Here is a 23,234-nt window from a genome sequence, read left to right on the forward strand (position 1 = left end):
CCCATCGCCGACAAGATGCTGGCGCTGGGCCTCGTCGCCGACAAGGTCTTCGAGGTCACGCCCTTCCGTCACGATGCCATCGAGACGGCGCCCGATATCGGCGCCGCCTGGAACTGCGACTATATCCGCGGCGTCGTGCGCCGGCCGAGCGATTTCGTCATCATCATCGATCTCGCCCGCCTCTTTTCCGACAGCGCCCCCGCCATCACCGCCGCCGCCGCCCCGCAGCGCGCGGTTGCCTGATCCCGTTGAGAAAGTGCCACGGTGAGTGAAGCAGCAGTTCGTATCTCGGCCGACGACCGCTTGAGCCAACAGAATTTCAATCGGTTATCGACCTTCATCTTCAAATATAGCGGCATCAAGATGCCGCCGAGCAAGATCACCATGCTCGAAGGGCGTTTGCGCCGCCGTTTGAGGGCGACGGGCTATTCGAATTTCGACGCCTATTGCCAATATCTGTTCAAGGGCGACGGGCTGGAAAGCGAAACGATTCACCTGATCGATGCCGTCACCACGAACAAGACGGACTTCTTCCGGGAGTCGAACCACTTCGACTACATGGCCTCGGACGTTCTGCCGCATTTCAAGGCGCTCGGAACGCGCAAGCTGCGCGTCTGGAGTTCGGCCTGCTCGATCGGCGCCGAGCCCTATACGCTGGCCATGGTGCTGGAAGATTATCGCCAGCAGCAGCGCGGCCCCGACTATCAGATCCTCGCCACGGATCTGTCGACGGACGTTCTGCAGAGAGCGCGCAAGGGCATCTACAGCAGCGACATGGTGGTGCCTGTGCCACGCGCCATGCGCAGCCGCTATGTCATGACCGCGATCGACCCGGAACGGGACGAAGTGCGAATCGTGCCGCAGCTCAGGGCCAATGTCGGCTTCATGCGGCTGAACCTGATGGACGAGAGCTACCGCGTCGGCGAGCCGATGCACATCATCTTCTGCCGAAATGTGCTGATTTATTTCGACAAGAAAACCCAGCAACATGTGCTCTCGCAGCTCTGCGAATGTCTGGCGCCGGGCGGCTATCTGTTCATCGGTCATTCCGAAACAGTAGCAGGCTTGACCCTTCCCATTCGCCAGATCGCCAATACCATCTTCATTCGGGAGTAGACGCTTGGGCGGCAAAATCCGCGTTCTGATCATTGACGATTCGGCCAGCGTTCGGCAGACGCTGACCTCCGTCCTCCAGTCCGACCCCGCGATCGAAGTGATCGGCGCGGCGGCGGACCCCTTCATCGCCGCAAAGCGCATTCAGGACGAAGTGCCTGATGTCATCACGCTCGATGTCGAAATGCCGCGCATGGATGGCATCACCTTCCTGCGCAAGCTGATGTCGCAGCGCCCGATTCCGGTGGTCATGTGCTCGTCGCTGACGGAGGAAGGCACCGAAACGCTGATGCAGGCGCTCGAAGCGGGCGCTGTCGACGTGATCTTGAAGCCGAAGATCGGCGCGGCCGATCATCTGGCCGAACAGGGGATGCGCATCTGCGAGGTCGTCAAAAGCGCGGCGCATGCGCGCATCGGCACGCGGCGTTCCACAGTCTCCGCCCGGTCGAGCAGTGCATCTGCATCCGGCCCGGCCGAGAAGCTGACCGCCGACGTCATGCTGCCCCCACCAAGCGGCAAGGCCATGGCGCGCACGACGGAAATGGTCGTCTGCATCGGCGCCTCCACCGGCGGCACCGAGGCGCTTCGCGAGCTTCTCGAACGGCTTCCGGCCAATTCGCCGGGAATTGTCATCGTCCAGCACATGCCGGAGAAATTCACGGCCGCCTTTGCCAAGCGCTTGAACACGCTCTGCGAAGTCGAGGTGAAAGAGGCGCAGGACGGTGATCCCGTGCTGCGGGGCCATGTGCTGATCGCGCCCGGCGACCATCATCTCCTGTTGGAGCGCCAGGGCGCGCGCTATCATGTCTCCGTGCGTCAGGGTCCACTCGTGTCGCGCCATCGTCCATCCGTCGATGTGCTGTTCCGCTCGGCCGCCCGCTCTGCCGGCTCCAATGCCATGGCGGTGATCATGACCGGCATGGGCGACGACGGCGCGCGTGGCATGCTCGAGATGAAGCAGGCCGGCGCCTACACGGTTGCGCAGGACGAAGCGACCTCGATCGTCTTCGGCATGCCGAAGGAAGCCATTGCCCGTGGCGGCGTCGATAAGATCCTCGGCCTGCCACTTCTGGCCAGCGAAATCCTTGCCGAAGATCGTCGCCGCTGACTGAACGCTCCGGCCGGTACGCCCGAGAGGTGCGCCGGCCGGCCTTCTCCTGCCAACAGCGCTGCTCCATTCTGCCACACCTCCCCTGCTCCGCCCCCTCCCAAGCGACATGCCTTTGGCATTCCTTTTGCCATCGCTTCGCTGTGTTAAGCCTCAGGTAACCATCAGAGTCGACAATTGTGCACTAGCACCATCAGCCTGCATGCAGTGTGGCTGAGCAAGCGACGCAGGCTTGCGGGGATGCGCTGGAGAGTACGATGCCCGTCATTACCTTCGCCAATTCAAAAGGCGGCGCCGGCAAGACCACGGCGGTCCTGCTGCTGGCTACGGAATTCGTCCGGCGCGGCTACCGGATCTGCATCATCGACACCGACCCGCAGCGCTGGATCTCTCGCTGGTTCGAAATGTCCGAGCCGCAGCCCAATCTGACGGTTGCAACCTTCGTGTCCCTCGGTGCGCTTCAACGCACCATCGAGCAATATCGGTCGAGCTGCGATTACATCATCGTCGATCTCCCGGGCGCCCAGTCGCCTTTGCTGGCGACCGCGCTCGGCATGTCCGATCACGTGCTGATTCCGATTCAGGGCAGTTCGATGGACGCGCAGGGCGGCGCCCAGGTCATCGAGCTGCTGAGCTATCTCGACCGCAAGGCCAATATCCGCATACCGCATTCCGTGGTGCTGTCGCGCGTCAATCCGATGGTGACGACGCGCGCGCTGCTGGCCGTCAAGGCGCTTCTGGCCGAGCGGGAGGTCAATCTTCTGCAGACACCGATCATCGAGCGCTCGGCCTTCCGCGATATGTTCGAATACAGGGTGTTTCTGCATCAAATGCAGCCGGAGCGGGTCAGCAATCTCGCCAAGGCGATCCAGAATGCCGAAAGCTTCGCCAACGAGGTGGAGCTGCTTGTGCCCTTGCGCCGGCAAAGCCAGGCTGCCAGCGCAGCCTGACGGCTCTCGTCACAGACGCGATGTGCCAAGCGGCTAAAGCGTCTCGCGATCTTTTAGATTCGCGCTCGATGCCTAGGCACTCGTTTTGCCGTATGTCGATCTCGCAAAACTGCGACACGGCTTTGCGCGACATGCTTTAGAAAAGCGCATCGTCGAACAGCTCTTCATCCGTCTTGGCAGCCGTCTCGATATGCGCTTCCACCGCGCCACCCGGCAGCAGGCTGAGATGGATCTGCCGCTCCTGCACCATGGTGTAGATCGAGAAGATGCGGTTACCAAGCGCTTCGGCGGCAGGTGGCAGCGCCTCCGGTAGGCCGTTGCGCTCGACCACTCCGCGGGCAATCTCGGCCGAAGCGGCGAGAACTGCGCCGAGCTTGCTCTCGAAATCCAGCGAATTGACCGCGGACATGATGCGGGAGAACACCGCATCCCCCTGCCGCGTCACCTCCTGCAGCCCGCCATCCATTGCCTGGGAGGCAGCGCCGATCGAGACGAGCGCATCCTTCAAGGGCGACGCGACGTCGTGCGTTTCCGTTGCCGTCTGGCGCTCCAGCAGCGTCGATGCAACGGACTGGACGGCTTGCATGCAGGCCATGACCGCATCGGCGGGCTCTTCCAAGCGGCCGGCAAAGGTGCGCAGCTCGCCGCTGACGACGTTCACCGCACGGCCGGCATCACCGAGACGCGAGCAGCGGAGATTGGAGTTCAGTGCCATATAGTGAATGTCGGTCTTGATGCCGCGAACGACCTCGATGCCGCTCAAGAGCACGCGCACACCCTCGCTGACGCGGTGCACGAGCGTATCGGACTCCATGCCGCGTTTCTGGATATCGGTTGCGAGGCCAGCCGCATGGCCGATATCGCGCTCCATGGCCTTGAGGATGTTCTTCTCGGACTGAACGTTGAAGGCACCGAGCCGCTCGCGCTGCGACAACATCTGCGAGGCATCGGTGGCAAAGCTGGCAATGGTGGTGGCGATGCTCGCGCATTTGCCGCGAAAATCCTCCACCATCTCGTCCAGCTGGCCTTGCGCCAGCGCGAAGACGGCGCGCTCCAGATCATGACGCTCGTCGTCCGTCAGCCCGGCGCCGTCGGCAGAGCCGGTAAACTCATCCAGGATCGCAAAGGCTTCCTGGACATGCTCGATGCGCTGACGGGTGATGTCGCCAATCTGCAGCGCCGACAAGACGGTGGCAATCTTGCTCTGGACGATGTTTGCGATCGCGCGAACATCGTCGGCAATATCCGACATATCCTTGTGTTCCTGCGTCAGCAGGCCGGCGCTACGGTCAAGACTGGAGACGATCGCCGGCACGGTCGACCGGAAGTCGGTCAACACGCTGTCACTGAAGGATTTGGCCTTGTCGAGCTCTCCGCTCATAGTGCCGACCTGTCGGGCGAAACTGTCGATTTCGCTCGCACCAGACTGGATGCGCTCGCGGATCTCATCGGCGAACCCGGAAAATTCCTCGATGCCCGCACCCGTGATCTTCACGGAGATGGCGAAGGTCCTGAGATAGCGGAAGGTTTCGCGCATGTCCTCGACATGGCCCACCGTTTCTCCGCAGACGCGGGCAATTTCGTCAAACGCGTTCTGCCGCGACGCCGCCGTTTCCGGCAGGGCAGCGAGATCGGCAATGGCCTGGCGCAGATCGCGGATCGTGGCAGCCGTGGTTTCGCCGCCCAGCGTACCCGTGAATTGATCGAGCGTGGCGATCAGGCTGCCGACGATTTCCATCACGGAAACCAGCGTTTCGCCCGCTTTGAGGAAGCATTGCTCGATATGGGCCTGCGATGCGGACAGCTTGTCAAGAAGCGCCGCACGCGGACTGTAAGGGCTCAGGTCATCCCTGCGTGCTGCTAGAACCACGATGACACTCCGTCGTTAACGGTGCCATCCTAAAGGCCATTTCGAAATTCGAGGTAAATGCACAAACCGCAATCAAATCAGATGCCGAAGACGGTTACCCGTTTTTAAACCCGCCTCCCGACAGACGGGCAATTCCGCGTCGCGACCTTCAGTCCAGTTCGACCACCTGGCCATCCTCGATCGTCACACGGCGGTCCATCAGGCGGGCGAGATCATAATTATGCGTGGCGATCATGGCCGCAAGACCTGATTGCTTGACCAGGGCTTTGAGCGCCTCGAAGACGTAGCCTGCCGTTTCCGGATCGAGATTGCCGGTCGGCTCGTCGGCCAGCAGCACGAAGGGCGCATTGGCGACCGCGCGCGCAATGGCGACGCGCTGCTGCTCGCCGCCTGAGAGTTCCGAAGGGCGATGGTCGGCGCGGTGGCCGATGCGCATATAGTCGAGCAGCGCTGCGCCACGCTCGCGCGCCTCCGCCTTGGACAGGCCGCCGATCAGCTGCGGCATCATGATGTTCTCGATGGCCGTGAATTCCGGCAGGAGATGATGGAACTGATAGACAAAGCCGATCTCATGGCGGCGGACGCGCGTGCGCTCCTCGTCGCCAAGCGTGCCGCAGGAGCGGCCATTGATCAGCACATCGCCAGCATCCGGGCGTTCCAGCAGCCCGGCCAGATGCAGAAGCGTCGATTTGCCTGTTCCAGACGGCGCGACGAGCGCGACGGTTTGGCCGGCATTCAGGCGAAAGTCCGCCCCCTTGAGGATCGACAGAGCCTTGTCGCCCTGGCTGTAGTGCCTTTCGACGGCCGAAAGTTCGAGTACCACGCGCGCGGCCATGCTTCGTATCACCTTATTCGTACCGCAGCGCCTGGACCGGATCGAGCCGCGAGGCCCGCCAAGCCGGGAAGATGGTGGCCAGGAAAGACAGACCGATAGCCATGGCAACGACCGACAGGGTCTCGCCTGGGTTCATTTCGGCCGGCAACTGGCTGAGGAAATAGAGCTCCGGGTTGAAAAGTGTCGTGCCGGAGACCCAGGAAAAGAATTGGCGGATCGACTCGATGTTCAGACAGACGACAATGCCGAGCGCAACGCCCGCCAGCGTGCCGACAATGCCAATCGCCGCACCTGTCATGAAGAAGATGCGCATGACCGAACCGGCCGAAGCGCCCATCGTGCGCAGGATCGCGATATCGCTGCCCTTGTCCTTCACCAGCATGATCAGACCGGAGACGATGTTGAGCGCGGCCACCAAGACGATCAGGGTCAGGATCATGAACATGACGTTGCGCTCCACCTGGAGGGCGGAGAAGAAGGTCTTGTTGCGGTCGCGCCAGTCGGTGATCAGGATCGGCCGCCCTGCGGTATCCTCCACCGGCTTGCGCAGGCTATCGACCATATCGGGCTTCTCGACGAAGATCTCGATCGACTGGGCGATGCCCTCGGCGTTGAAATAGAGCTGAGCTTCAGAGAGCGGCATGAAGATGATCGAGGCATCATATTCCGACATGCCGATCTCGAAGATCGCCGAGACGGTGTAAGATTTCACGCGCGGATTGACACCCATCGGCGTGACATCGCCCTCCGGCGCCACCAGCGTGATGGTGCCACCTGCTTGCAAGCCCAGCTGATCGGCCATGCGCGAACCGATCGCCACGCCTGTGCCATCGGCATAGGCCTTGAGATCGCCGGAGCGGATATGGCCAGAGACGGCCGACATCTTGCCGAAATCCTCCGGCCGCACGCCGCGCACCAGCGCGCCGGTGCCCGCCCCGCCGGTGCCGGAGGCAAGCGTCTGCCCCTCAATCATCGGGATCGCCATGGTCACGCCCTTTATGCCCGAAAACTTGGCGGCGAGATCGGCGTAATTGTCGAGCGGGCCGTCGAGCGGCTGGACGATCATATGACCGTTGATGCCGAGAATGCGCGAAATCAGCTCGGTGCGGAAACCGTTCATCACCGCCATAACGATGATCAGCGTCGCCACACCGAGCATGATGCCGATGAAGGAAAAACCGGCGATAACCGAGATGAAGGCTTCCCGGCGGCGCGAGCGCAGATAGCGCCACGCCACCATGCGCTCGAAAGCGGAGAAGGGTCGGCTCGACGGTCGCTTGGCCGCCTCGTCCGCCGTGGTGTCTGCTGGGACAGCCGTCATCGCGTCATTGTCCTATTATCGTGTGGCGCCGAGTTTGGCGATGACCGCGTCGATCGGCAGGGTCTCGCGCTCGCCGGTGCGGCGGTTCTTCAGTTCCACCTCGCCGGCGGCAACACCGCGCGGCCCGACGATCACCTGCCACGGCACGCCGATCAGGTCGGCCGTCGCGAACTTGGCGCCGGCGCGGTCGTCGGTGTCGTCATAGAGCATGTCGAGGCCGGCGGTGCCGAGTTCGCCATAAATCTTGGTGCTGGCGGCATCGCAGCCGGCATCGCCCGCCTTCATGTTGATGACGACGGCATCGAACGGCGCGACGGATTGCGGCCAGATGATGCCGTTCTCGTCATGCGAGGCTTCGATGATCGCCGGCACCAAGCGGGTCGGCCCGATGCCGTAGGAGCCCATGTGAACCAGATGTTCCTTGCCATCGGGACCAAGCACCTTGGCGCCCATCGGCTCGGAATATTTCGTGCCGAAATAGAAGATATGGCCGACTTCGATGCCGCGCGCGCAGACGCGCTCGCCTTCGGCAATCGCGTCGAACGCAGCGGCATCATGCATTTCGGACGTTGCGGCATAGCGCGAGGTCCATTTTTCGAAGATGCCCTGAAGGGCTGCCACATCGTCGAAATCGGTGTCGATGCCGGGAATGTCGAAGTCGACGAAATCCTTGTGGCAGAAGACTTCCGATTCGCCGGTGTCGGCCAGGATGATGAACTCGTGGCTATGATTGCCGCCGATCGGGCCGGTATCGGCGCGCATCGGAATGGCGCGCATGCCCAGCCGGTCGAAGGTGCGCAGATAGGCTACGAACATCTTGTTGTAGGCATGCAGCGCCGCTTCGCGGGTGAGATCGAAGGAATAGGCGTCCTTCATCAGGAATTCGCGCGAGCGCATGGTGCCGAAACGCGGACGGATCTCGTCGCGGAACTTCAGCTGAATATGATAGAGATTGAGCGGCAGATCCTTGTAGGACTTGACCGAGGACCGGAAGATGTCGGTGATCATCTCCTCATTGGTCGGTCCATAGAGCATCGGCCGCTCCTGGCGGTCCTTGATGCGCAGCATTTCCTTGCCGTAATCGTCGTAGCGCCCGCTTTCCTGCCAGAGCTCGGCTGACTGAAGCGTGGGCATCAGAAGCTCGATGGCACCGGAGCGGTTCTGCTCTTCGCGGATGATGGCGTTGACCTTGTCGAGAACGCGCTTGCCGAGCGGCAGCCAGGAATAGATCCCCGCGGACTGCTGGCGGATCATGCCCGCGCGCAGCATCAGCCGGTGCGAGACGATTTCCGCTTCCTTCGGATTTTCCTTCAGGATCGGCATGAAGTAGCGGGACAGGCGCATGAACAGGGTTCCAAGGTTCTTCGGCAGCGGCCTGCGATCCCTCTTCATCGGATCGAAGCACGCTCAGACGGGTTTGCACGAGGTCGGCCGCCGAGAGGCTTCGGACGGCGACGCATCGGCGTTCTTAAACGGTTCGCGCGGCGAAGAAAACCCGCCAGGATGCGCCTTCGCTTGGTCCTTGCGTGGCATCCCCTCACGGCGTGCCGAAGCGCCTAGCTTGTTTCGGCACGCTGTCGAACCCTCGCGAAACGGCGAAATTACGGCGTTTTCCCGCTTGGGGAAATTTTTCCGAGGATGTCGCAATTTTGCAAAAAAGCGCGTGACAGAGCTTAATCTTTGGGCTAATTTCGGCTCACAAAACAGGCAGGGAGAACAATTTCTTGCCGACTTTCGCGGTCAAGTCTTGGGAGGATAAGATCTTAGGCGCGCTCGCCCGCTGCCGCCGGTAACGGAAACGGATCACGCGAAACTTAGAAAACAAGGCTTCTGGCCTTGTTTTTTTTTGCGCGTCTGACTGCGCTGTTTCATCCGGTGGAGCAACAGATCGACGAGGGTCGGCCCTCCGTAATTCTGGCTATGGCTCGCCCATCTCCCAGCTCGGAAAGTCGTCGCTGCGATGCTCAGTAAAACACGGGCGCGAAGCGGGGAATCGAATCGACGCTCAGTCCGTAGACATGCATCAGGACGTAGAAAACGGTCTGGATCAGCGCGGCCAAAATGGTGGTGGCGCCGAACACCTTCAGGGCGTTGAAGCGTGCCGGCGCGCTTTCGGCGCTCCCGCGCACCACCTCGTGCTCTTCGGCCTGGCTGCGCATGCCCACGGGAAGCACGACGAAAAGCGTCAGCCACCAGATCACGAAATAGATGGCGATGATCGAAAAGATCGGCACGGCACCCTCCCCGGCAGCGCGGCTTCTCCGCCTTTGAATGGCGGCTACGCGCCGAACCTATCCCGCTTCAAGCCTCTGCGGAAGTGGGCTTTACCTCTTCAAGCTCGATCAACACGCCGAAGAAATCCTTCGGGTGCAGGAAGAGAACAGGGCGCCCGTGGGCGCCGATCTTCGGCTTGCCATCGCCAAGAATGCGCGCCCCCTCAGAGACCAGACGGTCTCGCGCGGCCAGCAGATCGCCCACTTCGTGGCAGATGTGGTGCAGACCGCCTGTCGGGTTGCGGGCAAGAAAGGCGGCGATGGGCGAGGCATCGCCCCATGGCTCGAGAAGCTCGACTTTGGTTGGGCCGCATTCGACGAAGGCGACCGTGACCCCGTGGTCGGGAAGCACCTGCGGAGCGCTGACATGCGCACCGAGGCGATCGCGATAGCGCGCCATCGCCTCGGCAAGATCGGGCACGGCGAGCGCGATATGGTTCACCGGTCCCAGCATGGACATCAGCCGACCTTGTTGACGAAGACCGTGACGACTGGCTTCTTGCCCCAGACCTCATGGACGGTGCCACGCACAGCACGGCGCACCGCCTCCTGCACCAAAGCGAGATCCTTGCGCCTGACCTTCGGAATGCTTTCGACGGCGCTGACGACAGCGTCGTAAAGCGTGTCCTCCATGTCTTCGCCCTCATCGTCATATTCGGGCAGACCGATCGGCACGACGACGGGATCCACAGCAATATCCAGCCGCCCGTCCAGCATGAGATTGACGGAGACATGACCGGCGAAGGAGAGCTTGCGGCGGGCGCCGATGCCCATCTCTTCGAAATCGCCGATCAGTGATCCGTCCTTGAAGATGCGCCCATGTGGCGCCTCACCGACCACCGTGGCCGGACCTGGCGCCAGACGGAGGATTTCGCCGTTGCGCAAGCGCGGTACCTCGGCAATACCGGATTGCCGGGCAAGCTCGGCATGGGCGGTCAGATGCGCGGCTTCGCCATGCACCGGCACCAGCACCTTCGGCCGGACCCACTCATACATCTGACGCAGCTCGCTGCGGCGCGGGTGGCCCGATACGTGCACCAAAGCGTCCGAGTCCGTCAGGCAGATAATGCCCTGCTCGATCAGCCCGTTCTTGATATCGCTGATGGCCTTTTCGTTGCCCGGAATGGTGCGCGACGAAAAGATCACGGTATCGCCGGCGGAAAACGCCACATTGCGCATTTCGTCGCGCGACAGCTTCGCCAGTGCCGCACGTGGCTCACCCTGGCTGCCGGTGAGGATTACCACCACCTTCTCGCGTGGGATATAGCCGAAATCCTCCTCATCGATGAAGGGCCCGACCCCTTCCATCAAACCGACATCGCGGGCCACGGCAACAACGCGCTTCATCGAGGAGCCCATCAGCAGCACCTCGCGCCCAGCGGCCTCGGCGGCGCGGGCGACGGAGCGGATGCGGCCGACATTGGACGAGAAGGTGGTGATGGCCACGCGCCCCTCGGCCGCTTCGATCAGCTTCGTCAGGCTTGCGGCCACCTCTTCCTCGGAGGGCGACACGCCATCGCGCAGAGCATTGGTCGAATCGCACATCATCGCCAGAACGCCCTGATCGCCGAGCGCGCGCAGACGGACCTCGTCCGTCAGCGGACCGAGAGAGGGCTGAAGATCGATCTTCCAGTCGCCGGTGTGAACGACCGTGCCGAGCGGCGTGCGGATAGCCAGAGCCATGGGCTCGGGGATCGAGTGATTAACGCCGATCGCCTCGACCTCGAAGGAGCCGACCCTGATCGTATCGCCCTGCTTGAAAATCGTCACCGGGATTTCCGAGCGGCTGCGCTCGAATTGACGCTTGGCCTCCAGCATGCCTGCCGTGAACGGCGAGGCATAGACCGGCACGTTAAGCCCGGGCCAGAGGTCGTTCAAGGCGCCATAGTGATCCTCATGCGCGTGGGTGATGACGATACCCTTGAGCGTCTTGCGCTCCTCGGCCAGGAAGCGGATGTCCGGCAGCACCAGATCGACGCCCGGCAGTTCCGGGCCCGGAAAGGTGACGCCGCAATCCACCATCAGCCATTCGCGTTTGCTGGGCGGGCCAAAGCCGTAGAGCGCCAGATTCATGCCGATCTCGCCAACCCCGCCGAGCGGCAGGAAGACCAGTTCATCCTGTTTGGTCATGGTAACGTCTAAAACCTTTCTCAGCACCGCGGACGGCTTGGCCTATGCCCCGCCGAACGCGCCTGATGTCATTCCCATCTCTTTGCCTGCGCCGGGCGCCAAGCCATGTCTTTTAGTGGAAGAACACGTCGCCGGCCGAAATCAGCCTGTGCGCGCCGCCGTCGTCGCGCAGGACGAGTTGTCCTTCCTCGTCAATATTCTCAAAGGTCCCGGACAAAGAGCCGTTCGGCAGATTGACCGTGATGCGCTCGCCGATTCCGGCCGCGCGGCTGCGCCAGGCCGCCACGATGGCGCGAAGTCCTTCACCGCGATTCCAGAGCGAGAGACCTGCCGCCATGGAACGGTAAAGATGCGCAAAAACCTCGTCCGCCGACAGCGTACCACCAAGTTCGCGAATCGATGTCACGGGATAAAGGCCATGATCGGGCGCCTGCGCCACATTGATGCCGATCCCGGCGACCACGGCGCGCCGGCCATCGGGCAGTTCCTCGCTTTCCAGCAGGATGCCGACGGCCTTGCGTCCTTCGATCAAAATGTCATTGGGCCATTTGATGCGCGCTTCGATGCCGAGCGGGAGCGCGGACGCGACAGCTTCATGCGCGGCGAGCGCTGCCACAAGCGGCAACGACTGAAGGGCGAGGAGCGGCGCCGGCTCGATCAGCAGCAGCGACGCATAGAGATTGCCATCAACCGAAGTCCAGGCGCGGCCGCGCCGGCCACGGCCTGCGCTCTGCCGCCGCGCGGTGATCCACAGATGACCCGGATCGCCCGCGCGGGCAGCGGCCAAGGCCTCGCTGTTGGTCGAGGGGATCTCGTCAAACGCAAGATGGCGGAACCGGTCCAGCTCCGCCATCTTCAGGTTTCGGTCAAGGCGCGTCAAAAGAACGTCCGCGCTGCCGCTTCCGCTGCCGCACCCAGCGGCCCGCCGATCAGCAGGTAGCCGATCAGGAACAGGCCGGAGAGGCTGTAGACAAGACGCAGCGACGCTTCCGGACGTGCGAAGCTGCCCTTCGCGTCATCGAACCACATCAGCTTGACGACCCGCAGATAGTAGTAGGCACCAACCACGGAGGCGAGCACGCCGATGATCGCCAAGGCATAGAGATGCGCCTGGATCGCCGCCAGGAAGACGAAGTACTTGGCGAAGAAGCCGGCGAGCGGCGGAATGCCGGCAAGCGAGAACATCAGCGCGGTCAGCACCACGGCCATGAAGGGGTTGGTCTGCGACAGGCCGGCGAGATCGCTCACATTTTCGACATGCTCGCCATCCGGCCTGCGCATGGCCAGGATGCAGGCAAAGCTGCCCAGCGTCATGACCATGTAGATGACCATATAGAGGATCACGCCCTGGACACCCTGCAGCGAACCGGCGGCGAGACCGACAAGCGCATAGCCCATATGGCCGATCGACGAATAGGCCATCAGGCGCTTGATGTTCTTCTGACCGATGGCCGCGAAGGAGCCGAGCAACATCGACGCGATCGAAATGAAGACGATGACCTGTTGCCAGTCCGTGGTGATCGGCTGGAAGGCGATGATGACCACACGCACGATCATGGCGATGGCCGCGACCTTTGGTGCACTGGCGAGGAAGGTGGTCACCGGCGTCGGTGCACCCTGGTAGACATCCGGCGTCCACATATGGAACGGAACTGCGGAGATCTTGAAGGCGACACCCGCGAGGATGAAGACCAGGCCGAAGATGACGCCGAGCGAACGTCCGCCCGAGGACAGGAAGGCGGCGATCTCCGGGAAGCCTGTCTGGCCGGTGAAGCCGTAAACCAGCGACATGCCATAGAGCAGCATGCCTGATGACAGCGCGCCGAGCACGAAATACTTCAGGCCGGCTTCGGTCGAGCGTACGTCGTCACGGTTCATCGCGGCGACGACATAGGCCGCCAGCGACTGCAGTTCCAGCGCCATGTAGAGCGACATCATGTCATTGGCCGAGATCATCAGCATCATGCCGAGCGTGGCCAGCAGGATGAGCACCGGATATTCGAACCGGTTCATATTGTAGAGCTTGGCCTGTCCTGTGGTCATGAACAAGGCGATGGCTGAGCCAAGCAGCGCCACGAGCTTCATGAACCGGGCAAAGGGATCGGCCAGGAAGGCGCCGCCATAGGCCACGCCCGAACCGTTCATCGACAGCAGGACAATACCGGCCAGGGCGATCACGCCGATGGCCAGCCAGTTGACGAGGCCCGTGGCCTTCTCGCCGAGGAAGACGCCGACCATCAAGAGCGCGAGCGCGCCGATGGCCAGAATCAGCTCGGGCAGCGAAAGGCCAAGGCTGGCATAAAGTGCTTCAACAGTCATTGCGGTCCCTGCCCCGTCGTCAGTTCGTCGTCGCCGCGGCGACGGTGGGCGCTGCAGACAGCGCCGCATTATAGGTATTGACCAATTGCTCCACGGAGGCCGCCGTCGCGTCGAAAATCGGCGCGGGATAGACACCGTAGAAGATGGTGAGCACGACCAGCGGATAGAGGATGACCTTCTCGCGGGCCGACAGATCGAGCAGCGACTTCAGGCTATCCTTCTCCAGCGCGCCCCAGATCACGCGGCGATAGAGCCACAGCGCATAAGCCGCGGAGAGAATGACGCCCGTTGCGGCGAAGAGTGCCACCCAGGTGTTGGCGCGGAAGGCGCCGAGCAGCGTGGTGACTTCGCCGACGAAGCCGGAGGTGCCGGGCAGGCCGACATTGGCCATGGTGAAGACCATGAAGGCCACGGCATATTTCGGCATGTTGTTGACGAGACCGCCATAGGCCGAGATCTCGCGGGTATGCAACCGGTCATAGACCACGCCGACGCAGAGGAAGAGCGCCGAGGAAACGATGCCGTGCGACAGCATCTGGAACAGCGCGCCCTGCACGCCCTGCATGTTGGCCGCGAAGATGCCCATCGTAACATAGCCCATGTGGGCGACCGAGGAGTAGGCGATCAGTTTCTTGATGTCCTGCTGCATCATCGCCACCAGCGAGGTGTAGATGATGGCAACGACGGAGAGCGTGAAGACCAGCGGCGCGAGATGCGCGGAGGCCAGCGGCAGCATGCCGAGCGAGATGCGCACCATGCCGTAGCCGCCGAGCTTCAGCATGACGCCCGCCAGAATGACGGAGCCAGCGGTCGGTGCCTGTACGTGCGCGTCGGGCAACCAGGTGTGAACCGGCCACATCGGCATCTTCACGGCGAAGGCGGCGAAGCAGGCGAGCCACAACCAGGTCTGCATGCCGGCCGGGAAGCCGAACTTCAGAAGCTCGGTCATGTCGGTCGTGCCGGCCTGCCAATACATCGCCATGATGGCGAGCATCATCAGCACCGAGCCGAGCAGCGTGTAGAGGAAGAACTTGTAGCTCGCATAGACGCGATCCTTGCCGCCCCACACGCCGATGATCACGAACATCGGGATCAGCGTTGCTTCGAAGAAGACGTAGAACAGCACGATGTCGAGCGCGACGAAGACGCCGACCATGACGATTTCCAGAAGCAGGAAAGCGATCATGTAGGACTTGATGCGCTTTTCCACCGACTGCCAGCTCGCCAGCACGCAAAAGGGCATGAGGAAGGTGGTCAGGATGACGAAGAGCATCGAGATGCCGTCGACGCCAAGATGGTAGGAAATGCCGGTGCCGAGCCAGGCATGCTTTTCGACCATCTGGAAGCCGGGATTGCTGTTGTCGAAGCCGATCCAGACGAAGAGCGAGACGAGGAACGTGACCACTGTGGTGGCCAGCGCAATGTTCAGCACATTGCGACGGCCGGCCGGGCTCGCATCATTGGTCAGAAACAGCAGCGCGACGCCCACGAGCGGCAGGAAGGTGACCGTCGAGAGAATGGGCCAATCGGTCATCACAGGGAACTCCCCAGCATCATCCAGGTAACGAGGGCCGCGACGCCGATGAGCATCACGAAGGCATAGTGGTAGAGATAGCCGGTCTGCAGACGCACGACGCGGTCGGTGACGTCCAGGACACGCGCGGCAACGCCGTTCGGGCCGAAGCCATCGATGACGCGGCCATCGCCTTCCTTCCACAGGAAGGTGCCGATCCACTTGGCCGGACGAACGAAGATCCGGTCATAGAGCTCGTCGAAATACCACTTGTTGAGCAGGAATTCGTAGAGGCCGCGATGTTGGCGAGCGAGCGCCTTCGGGGTCTCGGGCGAGTGGATGTACATGTACCAGGCGGTGAACAGGCCGAGCGCCATGGCGATGAAAGGGCTCCACTTCACGAGCGCGGGCACATGGTGGAACTCTTCCAGAAGCTCGTTCTCCGGCAGCGTGAACAACGCGCCCTGCCAGAACTCCGCATATTCGTGGCCGAAGAAATGGCCTTCGAAGAGCGCACCGGCGAGAAGCGCGCCGACAGCCAGGATGAAGAGCGGCACAAGCATCACCATCGGGCTTTCGTGCACATGGTGCATCACCTCGTGCGAGGCGCGCGGCTTGCCATGGAAGGTCATGAAGGCCAGGCGCCAGGAGTAGAAGCTGGTGAAGCAGGCGGCAACCACGAGAAGGGTGAAGGCAAAGCCCGAAAGCGCATTATGCGAGGCATAGGCGGATTCGATGATCACGTCCTTGGAGAAGAAGCCGGCGGTACCGATCATCGTGCCGGGAATGCCGACGCCGGTGAGCGCGATCGTGCCGATGAACATCATCCAATAGGTGATCGGGATATGCTTACGCAGCCCGCCCATGTGGCGCATGTCCTGCTCGCCATCCACAGCGTGGATGACCGAACCGGCGCAGAGGAACAGAAGTGCCTTGAAGAAAGCATGCGTGAACAGGTGGAAGACGGCGGCGCCATAGGCGCCGATGCCGAGCGCGACGAACATGTAGCCGAGCTGCGAGCAGGTCGAATAGGCGATGACGCGCTTGATGTCGTTCTGCACGAGGCCGACGGTCGCGGCAAAGAAAGCCGTGATCGCACCGACGAGGACGACGACCGTGCGGGCATCCGTGCTCAGTTCGAACAGCGGCGACATGCGCGCAACGAGGAAGACGCCGGCGGTGACCATGGTCGCGGCGTGGATGAGCGCCGAAACCGGGGTCGGACCTTCCATCGCGTCGGGAAGCCAGGTGTGCAGCAGGAACTGCGCCGACTTGCCCATCGCGCCGAGGAACAGCAGCAGGCAGATGCCGGTGACAGCATGGGCGCGATCGAGATGCATGCCGAAGAGCGTGATCACAGGCTCGACGGAGGCAGACGCGCCTTCGGCTGGCAGATAGGTCTTGGCGGCAGCGAAGATCGTTTCGAAACTGACCGAGCCGAACAGGACGAAGATGCCGAAAATGCCGAGGATGAAACCGAAATCGCCCACGCGGTTGACGATGAAGGCCTTCATGGCGGCGGCGCTGGCCGAGGGCTTCTGGTACCAGAAGCCGATCAGCAGATAGGATGCCAGACCCACGCCTTCCCAGCCGAAGAACATCTGCAGCAGATTGTCTGACGTCACCAGCATCAGCATGGCGAAGGTGAAGAGCGAGAGATAGGCGAAGAAGCGCGGCCGGTGCGGATCGTGGTGCATGTAGCCGATTGAGTAGAGGTGCACGAGGCACGACACCGTGTTGACCACCACGAACATGACGGCCGTCAACGTATCCACGCGGAACGACCATTCGGTATCGAAACCGCCTGTCTGGATCCAGCGCAGCACATGGACCCGCAGCAGTTCCGTTTCGCCGAGCGCGACATGGAAGAAAATGATCCACGAGAAGACGGCCACGAGGATCATCAGACCCGTCGTGACATATTCGGAGGCCTTGGCGCCGATCGAGCGGCCGAACAGGCCGGCCGTCAGGAAGCCGATCAGCGGCAGGAAGACAATGGCTTTGATAATCGTTTCCATGGCCCAGATCAGCCCTTCATCATGTTGACGTCTTCGACCGCGATCGAGCCGCGGTTGCGGTAGAAGACGACGAGAATTGCAAGGCCGATCGCCGCTTCAGCCGCCGCCACTGTTAGAATGAACAGCGCGAAGACCTGACCCGTGAGGTCATTGAGAAAGGCGGAGAAGGCCACCATATTGATGTTCACCGCGAGCAGGATGAGCTCCACCGACATCAGGATGACGATGATGTTCTTGCGGTTGAGGAAGATGCCGAAAACGCCCAGCGTGAAGAGGATGGCGCTGACGGTGAGATAATGGGAGATGCCGATTTCCATGGCTTTATCTGTCCTCGGGCTCGCGCGTCACAAGCCTTGGCCGGGCCGCACCTTGACCACCTGGACGGCGGTTTCGGGCGTGCGGCCAACCTGCTGCGAGATATTCTGGCGCTTGATGTTCGGGCGATGGCGGAGCGTGAGCACGATCGCGCCGATCATGGCGACGAAGAGCACGAGCCCGGCGATCTGGAAGAAGTAGATGTAATGGGTGTAGATGACGTCGCCGAGAGCGGCCGTATTGGTCCGCTGGCTGAGAGCGGGGATCGGCATCGGCACGGTCTTGGCAATCTCCGGCGAGAATACACTGCCAGCCACCACGATGATCAGCTCGGCCGCGAGGATGAGGCCGACCAGGGCACCGATGGGCGCATATTCCAGAACGCCGGCCCTCATCTGCGCGAAGTCGACGTCGAGCATCATGACCACGAAGAGGAAGAGCACCGCGACCGCGCCGATATAGACGACGAGGAGGATCATCGCCAGGAACTCGGCGCCTGTGAGCAGGAAGAGCCCGGCAGCGTTGAAGAAGGTGAGAATGAGAAACAGAACCGAATAGACCGGGTTCCGCGCCGAAACCACCATGAACGCCGACGCGACGGCGATAAAGGCGAATAGATAGAAAAAGAGAGTCTGCAGACCCATGACCGGTGCCTTTTCGTCTTCCCCCGCAGCCGAGGTCTCGCGCCATTTCTGAGGAAATGCGCTTAACCTGCTGCAAACGTTCAACCCCGCCATGAAGCCCGGCGAGCTCTGCCCGCCTACCTGACCTCACGGCGCGGCCGGAGCCCGATGCCCCGGCTTGCGTTCAAACCTGCGGCCGCCTCATGAACCAGCGGTCGCGCCGCTCTTAGCGGTAGGGCGCATCCATGCCGATGTTGCGCGCCACTTCGCGCTCCCAACGGTCGCCGTTGTCGAGAAGCTTGGCCTTGTCGTAATAAAGCTCTTCGCGGGTCTCGGTCGAGAACTCGAAGTTCGGACCTTCCACGATCGCATCGACGGGGCAAGCTTCCTGGCAGAAGCCGCAATAGATGCACTTCACCATATCGATATCGTAGCGCACCGTGCGGCGGGTGCCGTCGTTGCGGCGCGGGCCGGCTTCGATGGTGATCGCCTGCGCGGGACAGATCGCCTCGCACAGCTTGCAGGCAATGCAGCGCTCTTCGCCATTGGGATAACGACGAAGCGCGTGTTCGCCGCGAAAGCGTGGGCTGACCGGCCCCTTTTCATAGGGGTAGTTCACCGTCGCCTTCGGCTTGAAGAAGTAGCGCATCGACAGAAAGAAGGCGCCGACGAACTCTTTCAGGAACAGGGAACTGGCGGCTTGGGAAAGACCGGCCATCATCAACCTCCAAAGCATCCGGCGCTGACGCGTCCGGCAAAATAGGCCGCGAGGGGCAAGCGGGCCATCAGGCCCACCCGCCAAGCTTCAGCGTCACGGCAACAAGGAAGACCATCACGAGCGAGAGGGGCAGGAAGACCTTCCAGCCCAGCCGCATCAGCTGGTCGTAACGGTAGCGGGGCACGAAGGCTTTCACCATGGCGATCATGAAGAACACCAGCGTCGCCTTCAGCACGAACCAGATGATGCCGGGCACCCAGTTCAGGAACCAGACGTCAACCGGCGGCAGCCAGCCCCCGAGGAAGAGAATCGTGGTCAGCGCGCACATCAGACAGATGGCCGCATATTCGCCCAACATGAACATCATATATGGCGTCGAGCCATATTCGACCATGAAGCCGGCCACCAGCTCCGATTCCGCTTCGACGAGGTCGAAGGGCGGGCGGTTGGTTTCTGCGAGCGCCGAGATGAAGAACACGATGAACATCGGGAACAGCGGCAGCCAGTACCAGTCCAGGAACGAACCCGGAAGCCCGATCATGGTGCCCAGACCATCGCGCTGCGAATTGACGATATCCGTCAGGTTCAGCGAGCCGACGCACAGCAGGACGGTGACAATGACGAAGCCGATCGAGACTTCGTACGACACCATCTGCGCTGCCGAACGCAGGGCCGAGAGGAAGGGATATTTCGAGTTCGACGCCCAGCCACCCATGATGATGCCGTAGACTTCCAGCGAGGAAATCGCGAGCACATAGAGGATGCCGACATTGATATTGGCGATGACCCAATTTTCATTGAGTGGCACCACCGCCCAGGCTGCCAGCGCCAACGTCACGGTGACGAGCGGCGCCAGCAGGAACAGCACCTTGTTGGCGCTTGCCGGAATCACCGGCTCCTTGACGACGAACTTCAAAAGGTCGGCGAAGGACTGGAACAGGCCGAAGGGGCCGACGACATTGGGCCCGCGGCGCAGCTGAACCGCCGCCCAGATCTTGCGGTCTGCGAGCAGGATATAGGCGATGAAGATGAGCAGAGCGACCAGAAGCAGAAGCGTCTGGCCGATCATGATGGCCGCCGGCCATACATAGGTCGAGAAAAAGCCGTCCATGGTCCTATTCCCCCGCGCTTATTCCGCCGCGGCCTTGAAATTGTTTCGCGCCAGGGCCGAACATTCGGCCATGACGGCCGACGCGCGCGCGATCGGGTTCGTCAAATAGAAGTCTTTCACCGGCGACGCAAACGCCGATTTCGCCATCGCACCGGCTTTTTGTGCAAGCGCTTCGATTTCGCCCGGAGCGCTCGCCGCGATCGCGTCGATGTCGGCGAAATGCGGGTAATCGCCATAGAGCTTGCGACGCAGCTCGGCGAGCGAGTCGAACGGCAGACGCTTGCCCAGCACGTCAGACAGCGCGCGCAGAATCGCCCAGTCTTCGCGTGCATCGCCCGGCGCAAAGCCTGCCCGGTTGCCCATCTGCACGCGGCCCTCGGTGTTTACCCAGGTGCCAGACTTTTCGGTATAGGCCGCGCCGGGCAGGATCACATCGGCGACATGCGCGCCGTTGTCGCCATGCGAGCCGATATAAACGGTAAAGCCGCTCTTGCGCGTCAGATCGACTTCATCCGCGCCGAGCAGGAACAGCACCTGGCTCGACGCGACGATGTCGGCCGCCGTGCGGCCGGCCTCGGCCGGAACGAAACCGAGATCGAGCGCCCCAACGCGAGACGCCGCCGTGTGCAGAACGGCAAAGCCGTTCCACTCTGCCGTAACGGCACCGACCGCGGCTGCCAGCTTTGCGGCCTGGGCGAGAACGGCGGCGCCGCCCTCCCCTGCCAGAGCGCCTTGGCCGATAATCACGAGCGGGCGCTTGGCGTTCTTCAGCACGTCAAGGAAGCTGCCATTGCCGGCAACCAGATCGGCCAGCGTGTCCGTGCCCGCGCCCAGATAGCTGTAGTCGTAGCGCAGTTCGGTGGCTTCGCCGATCACGCCGATCGGGAAATTGCCTTGACGGAAGCGCTTGCGCAGGCGCGCATTGAGAACCGACGCCTCGTAGCGCGGATTGGCGCCGATAATCAGCGCCGCGTCGGCCTGCTCGATCCCCAGGATGGTCGGGTTGAAGAGGTAGCTGGCCCGGCCGAGCGAGGGATCGAGTGCAGCGCCGTCCTGGCGGCAGTCGATATCGGTGCTGCCCAGTGCGGCCATCAGACGCTTCAGCGCATAAATTTCTTCCACCGATGCCAGATCGCCGGCAATCGCGCCGATGCGCTGAGGTTGCGCGCCGGAGACGGCGGCCTTGATGGCAGCAAAAGCCTCCGACCAGGTTGCCGGCTGCAGGCGGCCGTCCTTCTTGACGTAGGGGCGGTCCAGACGCTGGGTCTTCAGCCCGTCCCAGATAAAGCGGGTCTTGTCGGAGATCCACTCCTCGTTGATCTCTTCATTGACACGCGGCATGATGCGCATCACCTCGCGGCCACGCGTATCGACGCGGATGGCCGAGCCGAGCGCGTCCATCACGTCGATCGATTCGGTCTTGCCGAGTTCCCAAGGGCGCGCGTGAAAAGCGTAGGGCTTCGATGTCAACGCGCCGACGGGGCAGAGATCGACCACATTGCCCTGAAGCTCCGAGGTCATTGCCTGTTCGAGATAGGTGGTGATCTCGGCATCCTCGCCGCGGCCGATCAGGCCGAGCTCGGCAATGCCGGCCACTTCGGTGGTGAAGCGGACGCAGCGTGTGCAGTGAATGCACCGGTTCATCACCGTCTTCACCAGCGGGCCGATATATTTGTCTTCGACGGCGCGCTTGTTCTCATTGTATCGCGTGGAATCGACGCCGAAGGCCATGGCCTGGTCCTGCAGGTCGCATTCGCCGCCTTGGTCGCAGATGGGGCAATCCAGCGGATGATTGATCAGCAGGAATTCCATCACGCCTTCGCGGGCCTTCTTCACCATCGGGGTGGTGGTGAAAACCTCAGGCGCCTCGCCATTCGGGCCGGGGCGCAGGTCGCGCACGCCCATGGCGCAGGAGGCCGCCGGCTTTGGCGGGCCGCCCTTGACCTCGATCAGACACATACGGCAGTTGCCGGCGACCGACAGCCGCTCATGGAAACAGAAGCGCGGAACTTCGGCGCCGGCTTCCTCGCACGCCTGCAGCAGCGTGAAGTGATCCGGAACCTCGATTTCTTTTCCGTCGACTTTCAGCTTGGCCATTTTCGTATTTGATCCTGTGCTTCGTTCGCCCGCTCGTCCGCCGGCCAACCCACCCTTGCCCGCCTCGTCAAAGGCCCGACAAATCCTTAATTCTTTATCAGCGCCCGGGCCTGCTCGACCCAGCGGTCCCGCACGATCCGACCGGATACACCGAGCTGCGCATCGACACGCGTCACATCGTCTTCGCTCCAGCCGGCAATTTCGGCATAGCGCGTAACGCCCAGGCCATTCAGAACCTGCTCAAGCTTCGGACCGATCCCCGAAATCCGCTTCAGGTCATCGGCTCCGCCCTTGGCGCCGCGTCGGCGGGCTGGCGAGGTCGTCTTGGCCGGAGCCCCTTTGTCCACAGCGGGACTGTCAGAGGCCGTCTTGGCTGACGCGGCTTTCGCCGCCGACCCTGCCGAAACAGGCTTTGCCCGGCTAGACTTCGGCACCGCAACGGTCTCTGCCGCGGGCGCAGAAGCCTGCGTCGGCGCGTCCGAAACGGCCTCCGACGCCGGCACTGCGACAGGCGCGACCGCATCCTCGGCTGCCTGATCCGCTACCACGCCGTCAGCAGCCACCTCTTCGGCAGCTCCAACGGCATCAGAAGCGGTCTGCTCGGGCTCGGCGGGGGCCTGTCTCGCACTTGCCGAAGCCGCACGGCGGCTCGGTTCGGTCATGCCCTGGATCGCGCCCATCATCAGCCCGGCAAGCTGGCTGGTGACGCCGAGACCGACAGCAGTGGCCGCCGCGAAGGCGGCCACGGGATTTTGCATCAGCGGCGACATCTGCAGGCTCGGCATCTGCTTCAGCCAATCGGCCAAGGCGGAGATATCCTGGTTCACTTGCGCGGCATTCAGCGATTCCTGGCCCGGGGGAAGATCATCGCCCGCCCGACCGGCTTGCTGTTCCTTGTCCTCACCGGCCTTGGCCATCGC

The 23,234-nt window shown here is 62.3% G+C and carries 21 protein-coding genes; 4 read left to right on the forward strand and 17 right to left on the reverse strand.

What is annotated here, in order from left to right:
- The 4 genes from BMX61_RS03625 to BMX61_RS03640 form a co-directional block, all read left to right on the forward strand.
- On the forward strand, window positions 1–243 hold a 243-nt coding region (locus BMX61_RS03625; RefSeq protein ID WP_170854896.1), incomplete at its 5' end, for a chemotaxis protein CheW.
- Window positions 244–264: 21 nt separating this feature from the next.
- Window positions 265–1,116 carry a CheR family methyltransferase gene (locus BMX61_RS03630; protein ID WP_075628898.1) on the forward strand — a complete coding sequence of 284 codons (852 nt, stop codon included), beginning with the start codon at window positions 265–267 and terminating at the stop codon, window positions 1,114–1,116.
- A 4-nt stretch (window positions 1,117–1,120) separates the two neighbouring features.
- A complete protein-coding gene (locus BMX61_RS03635; protein ID WP_075628899.1) occupies window positions 1,121–2,221 on the forward strand; it encodes a protein-glutamate methylesterase/protein-glutamine glutaminase in 1,101 nt (366 codons plus the stop codon).
- 257 nt (window positions 2,222–2,478) lie between these two features.
- Complete coding sequence (locus tag BMX61_RS03640) at window positions 2,479–3,171, forward strand: ParA family protein (RefSeq protein WP_075628900.1); 693 nt, start codon at window positions 2,479–2,481, stop codon at window positions 3,169–3,171.
- Window positions 3,172–3,307: 136 nt separating this feature from the next.
- Here the strand turns inward: BMX61_RS03640 and BMX61_RS03645 are convergent, their stop codons facing one another.
- The 17 genes from BMX61_RS03645 to BMX61_RS03725 form a co-directional block, all read right to left on the reverse strand.
- Window positions 3,308–5,041 carry a hypothetical protein gene (locus tag BMX61_RS03645; RefSeq protein WP_092742295.1) on the reverse strand — a complete coding sequence of 578 codons (1,734 nt, stop codon included), beginning with the start codon at window positions 5,039–5,041 and terminating at the stop codon, window positions 3,308–3,310.
- A 148-nt stretch (window positions 5,042–5,189) separates the two neighbouring features.
- Entirely contained in the window at window positions 5,190–5,876 is a 687-nt protein-coding gene (locus BMX61_RS03650; RefSeq protein ID WP_075628901.1) for an ABC transporter ATP-binding protein, read from the reverse strand.
- A gap of 13 nt (window positions 5,877–5,889) precedes the next feature.
- Window positions 5,890–7,197 carry a lipoprotein-releasing ABC transporter permease subunit gene (locus tag BMX61_RS03655; protein ID WP_075628902.1) on the reverse strand — a complete coding sequence of 436 codons (1,308 nt, stop codon included), beginning with the start codon at window positions 7,195–7,197 and terminating at the stop codon, window positions 5,890–5,892.
- 15 nt (window positions 7,198–7,212) lie between these two features.
- Entirely contained in the window at window positions 7,213–8,541 is a 1,329-nt protein-coding gene (gene proS, locus BMX61_RS03660; RefSeq protein WP_075628903.1) for a proline--tRNA ligase, read from the reverse strand.
- A gap of 620 nt (window positions 8,542–9,161) precedes the next feature.
- Window positions 9,162–9,431 carry a DUF1467 family protein gene (locus BMX61_RS03665; RefSeq protein WP_075628904.1) on the reverse strand — a complete coding sequence of 90 codons (270 nt, stop codon included), beginning with the start codon at window positions 9,429–9,431 and terminating at the stop codon, window positions 9,162–9,164.
- A gap of 67 nt (window positions 9,432–9,498) precedes the next feature.
- Window positions 9,499–9,924, reverse strand: coding sequence for a methylmalonyl-CoA epimerase (gene mce / locus BMX61_RS03670; protein ID WP_075629189.1), 426 nt, complete (start codon window positions 9,922–9,924; stop codon window positions 9,499–9,501).
- A 5-nt stretch (window positions 9,925–9,929) separates the two neighbouring features.
- A complete protein-coding gene (locus BMX61_RS03675) occupies window positions 9,930–11,600 on the reverse strand; it encodes a ribonuclease J (RefSeq protein ID WP_075628905.1) in 1,671 nt (556 codons plus the stop codon).
- 112 nt (window positions 11,601–11,712) lie between these two features.
- Window positions 11,713–12,453: a biotin--[acetyl-CoA-carboxylase] ligase gene (locus tag BMX61_RS03680; protein ID WP_075629190.1), complete on the reverse strand. Its 741-nt coding sequence runs from the start codon at window positions 12,451–12,453 to the stop codon at window positions 11,713–11,715.
- A gap of 23 nt (window positions 12,454–12,476) precedes the next feature.
- Window positions 12,477–13,919, reverse strand: coding sequence for an NADH-quinone oxidoreductase subunit NuoN (gene nuoN, locus BMX61_RS03685; RefSeq protein ID WP_075628906.1), 1,443 nt, complete (start codon window positions 13,917–13,919; stop codon window positions 12,477–12,479).
- Window positions 13,920–13,938: 19 nt separating this feature from the next.
- Window positions 13,939–15,453, reverse strand: a complete 1,515-nt coding sequence (locus tag BMX61_RS03690) for an NADH-quinone oxidoreductase subunit M (protein WP_075628907.1) — start codon at window positions 15,451–15,453, stop codon at window positions 13,939–13,941.
- Complete coding sequence (gene nuoL / locus BMX61_RS03695; protein ID WP_075628908.1) at window positions 15,453–17,450, reverse strand: NADH-quinone oxidoreductase subunit L; 1,998 nt, start codon at window positions 17,448–17,450, stop codon at window positions 15,453–15,455. The genes BMX61_RS03690 and nuoL overlap by 1 nt, the downstream gene beginning before the upstream one ends.
- Before the next feature lie 8 nt (window positions 17,451–17,458).
- Window positions 17,459–17,767 (reverse strand): NADH-quinone oxidoreductase subunit NuoK, encoded by a 309-nt coding sequence (nuoK, locus tag BMX61_RS03700; RefSeq protein WP_075628909.1) that lies wholly within the window; start codon window positions 17,765–17,767, stop codon window positions 17,459–17,461.
- Window positions 17,768–17,794: 27 nt separating this feature from the next.
- A complete protein-coding gene (locus tag BMX61_RS03705) occupies window positions 17,795–18,409 on the reverse strand; it encodes an NADH-quinone oxidoreductase subunit J (protein ID WP_075628910.1) in 615 nt (204 codons plus the stop codon).
- A gap of 205 nt (window positions 18,410–18,614) precedes the next feature.
- A complete protein-coding gene (gene nuoI / locus BMX61_RS03710; RefSeq protein ID WP_075629191.1) occupies window positions 18,615–19,106 on the reverse strand; it encodes an NADH-quinone oxidoreductase subunit NuoI in 492 nt (163 codons plus the stop codon).
- Between the two features lie 67 nt (window positions 19,107–19,173).
- Window positions 19,174–20,217: an NADH-quinone oxidoreductase subunit NuoH gene (gene nuoH / locus BMX61_RS03715; RefSeq protein WP_075628911.1), complete on the reverse strand. Its 1,044-nt coding sequence runs from the start codon at window positions 20,215–20,217 to the stop codon at window positions 19,174–19,176.
- An 18-nt stretch (window positions 20,218–20,235) separates the two neighbouring features.
- Window positions 20,236–22,314: an NADH-quinone oxidoreductase subunit NuoG gene (gene nuoG, locus BMX61_RS03720; protein WP_075628912.1), complete on the reverse strand. Its 2,079-nt coding sequence runs from the start codon at window positions 22,312–22,314 to the stop codon at window positions 20,236–20,238.
- An 86-nt stretch (window positions 22,315–22,400) separates the two neighbouring features.
- Window positions 22,401–23,231: a hypothetical protein gene (locus BMX61_RS03725; RefSeq protein ID WP_083639560.1), complete on the reverse strand. Its 831-nt coding sequence runs from the start codon at window positions 23,229–23,231 to the stop codon at window positions 22,401–22,403.
- Window positions 23,232–23,234 lie beyond the last annotated feature (3 nt).

The organism is Xaviernesmea oryzae (assembly GCF_900109605.1).
Taxonomy (GTDB): domain Bacteria; phylum Pseudomonadota; class Alphaproteobacteria; order Rhizobiales; family Rhizobiaceae; genus Xaviernesmea; species Xaviernesmea oryzae.

Coding starts and splice junctions, on each gene's coding strand:
- BMX61_RS03640 (WP_075628900.1), top strand. CDS start 2,479: ATGCCCGTCATTACCTTCGCCAATTCAAAAGGCGGCGCCGGCAAGACC.
- BMX61_RS03650 (WP_075628901.1), bottom strand. CDS start 5,876: ATGGCCGCGCGCGTGGTACTCGAACTTTCGGCCGTCGAAAGGCACTAC.
- BMX61_RS03655 (WP_075628902.1), bottom strand. CDS start 7,197: ATGACGGCTGTCCCAGCAGACACCACGGCGGACGAGGCGGCCAAGCGA.
- proS (WP_075628903.1), bottom strand. CDS start 8,541: ATGCGCCTGTCCCGCTACTTCATGCCGATCCTGAAGGAAAATCCGAAG.
- mce (WP_075629189.1), bottom strand. CDS start 9,924: ATGCTGGGACCGGTGAACCATATCGCGCTCGCCGTGCCCGATCTTGCC.
- BMX61_RS03675 (WP_075628905.1), bottom strand. CDS start 11,600: ATGACCAAACAGGATGAACTGGTCTTCCTGCCGCTCGGCGGGGTTGGC.
- BMX61_RS03680 (WP_075629190.1), bottom strand. CDS start 12,453: ATGGCGGAGCTGGACCGGTTCCGCCATCTTGCGTTTGACGAGATCCCC.
- nuoN (WP_075628906.1), bottom strand. CDS start 13,919: ATGACTGTTGAAGCACTTTATGCCAGCCTTGGCCTTTCGCTGCCCGAG.
- BMX61_RS03690 (WP_075628907.1), bottom strand. CDS start 15,453: ATGACCGATTGGCCCATTCTCTCGACGGTCACCTTCCTGCCGCTCGTG.
- nuoL (WP_075628908.1), bottom strand. CDS start 17,450: ATGGAAACGATTATCAAAGCCATTGTCTTCCTGCCGCTGATCGGCTTC.
- nuoK (WP_075628909.1), bottom strand. CDS start 17,767: ATGGAAATCGGCATCTCCCATTATCTCACCGTCAGCGCCATCCTCTTC.
- BMX61_RS03705 (WP_075628910.1), bottom strand. CDS start 18,409: ATGGGTCTGCAGACTCTCTTTTTCTATCTATTCGCCTTTATCGCCGTC.
- nuoI (WP_075629191.1), bottom strand. CDS start 19,106: ATGGCCGGTCTTTCCCAAGCCGCCAGTTCCCTGTTCCTGAAAGAGTTC.
- nuoH (WP_075628911.1), bottom strand. CDS start 20,217: ATGGACGGCTTTTTCTCGACCTATGTATGGCCGGCGGCCATCATGATC.
- nuoG (WP_075628912.1), bottom strand. CDS start 22,314: ATGGCCAAGCTGAAAGTCGACGGAAAAGAAATCGAGGTTCCGGATCAC.
- BMX61_RS03725 (WP_083639560.1), bottom strand. CDS start 23,231: ATGGCCAAGGCCGGTGAGGACAAGGAACAGCAAGCCGGTCGGGCGGGC.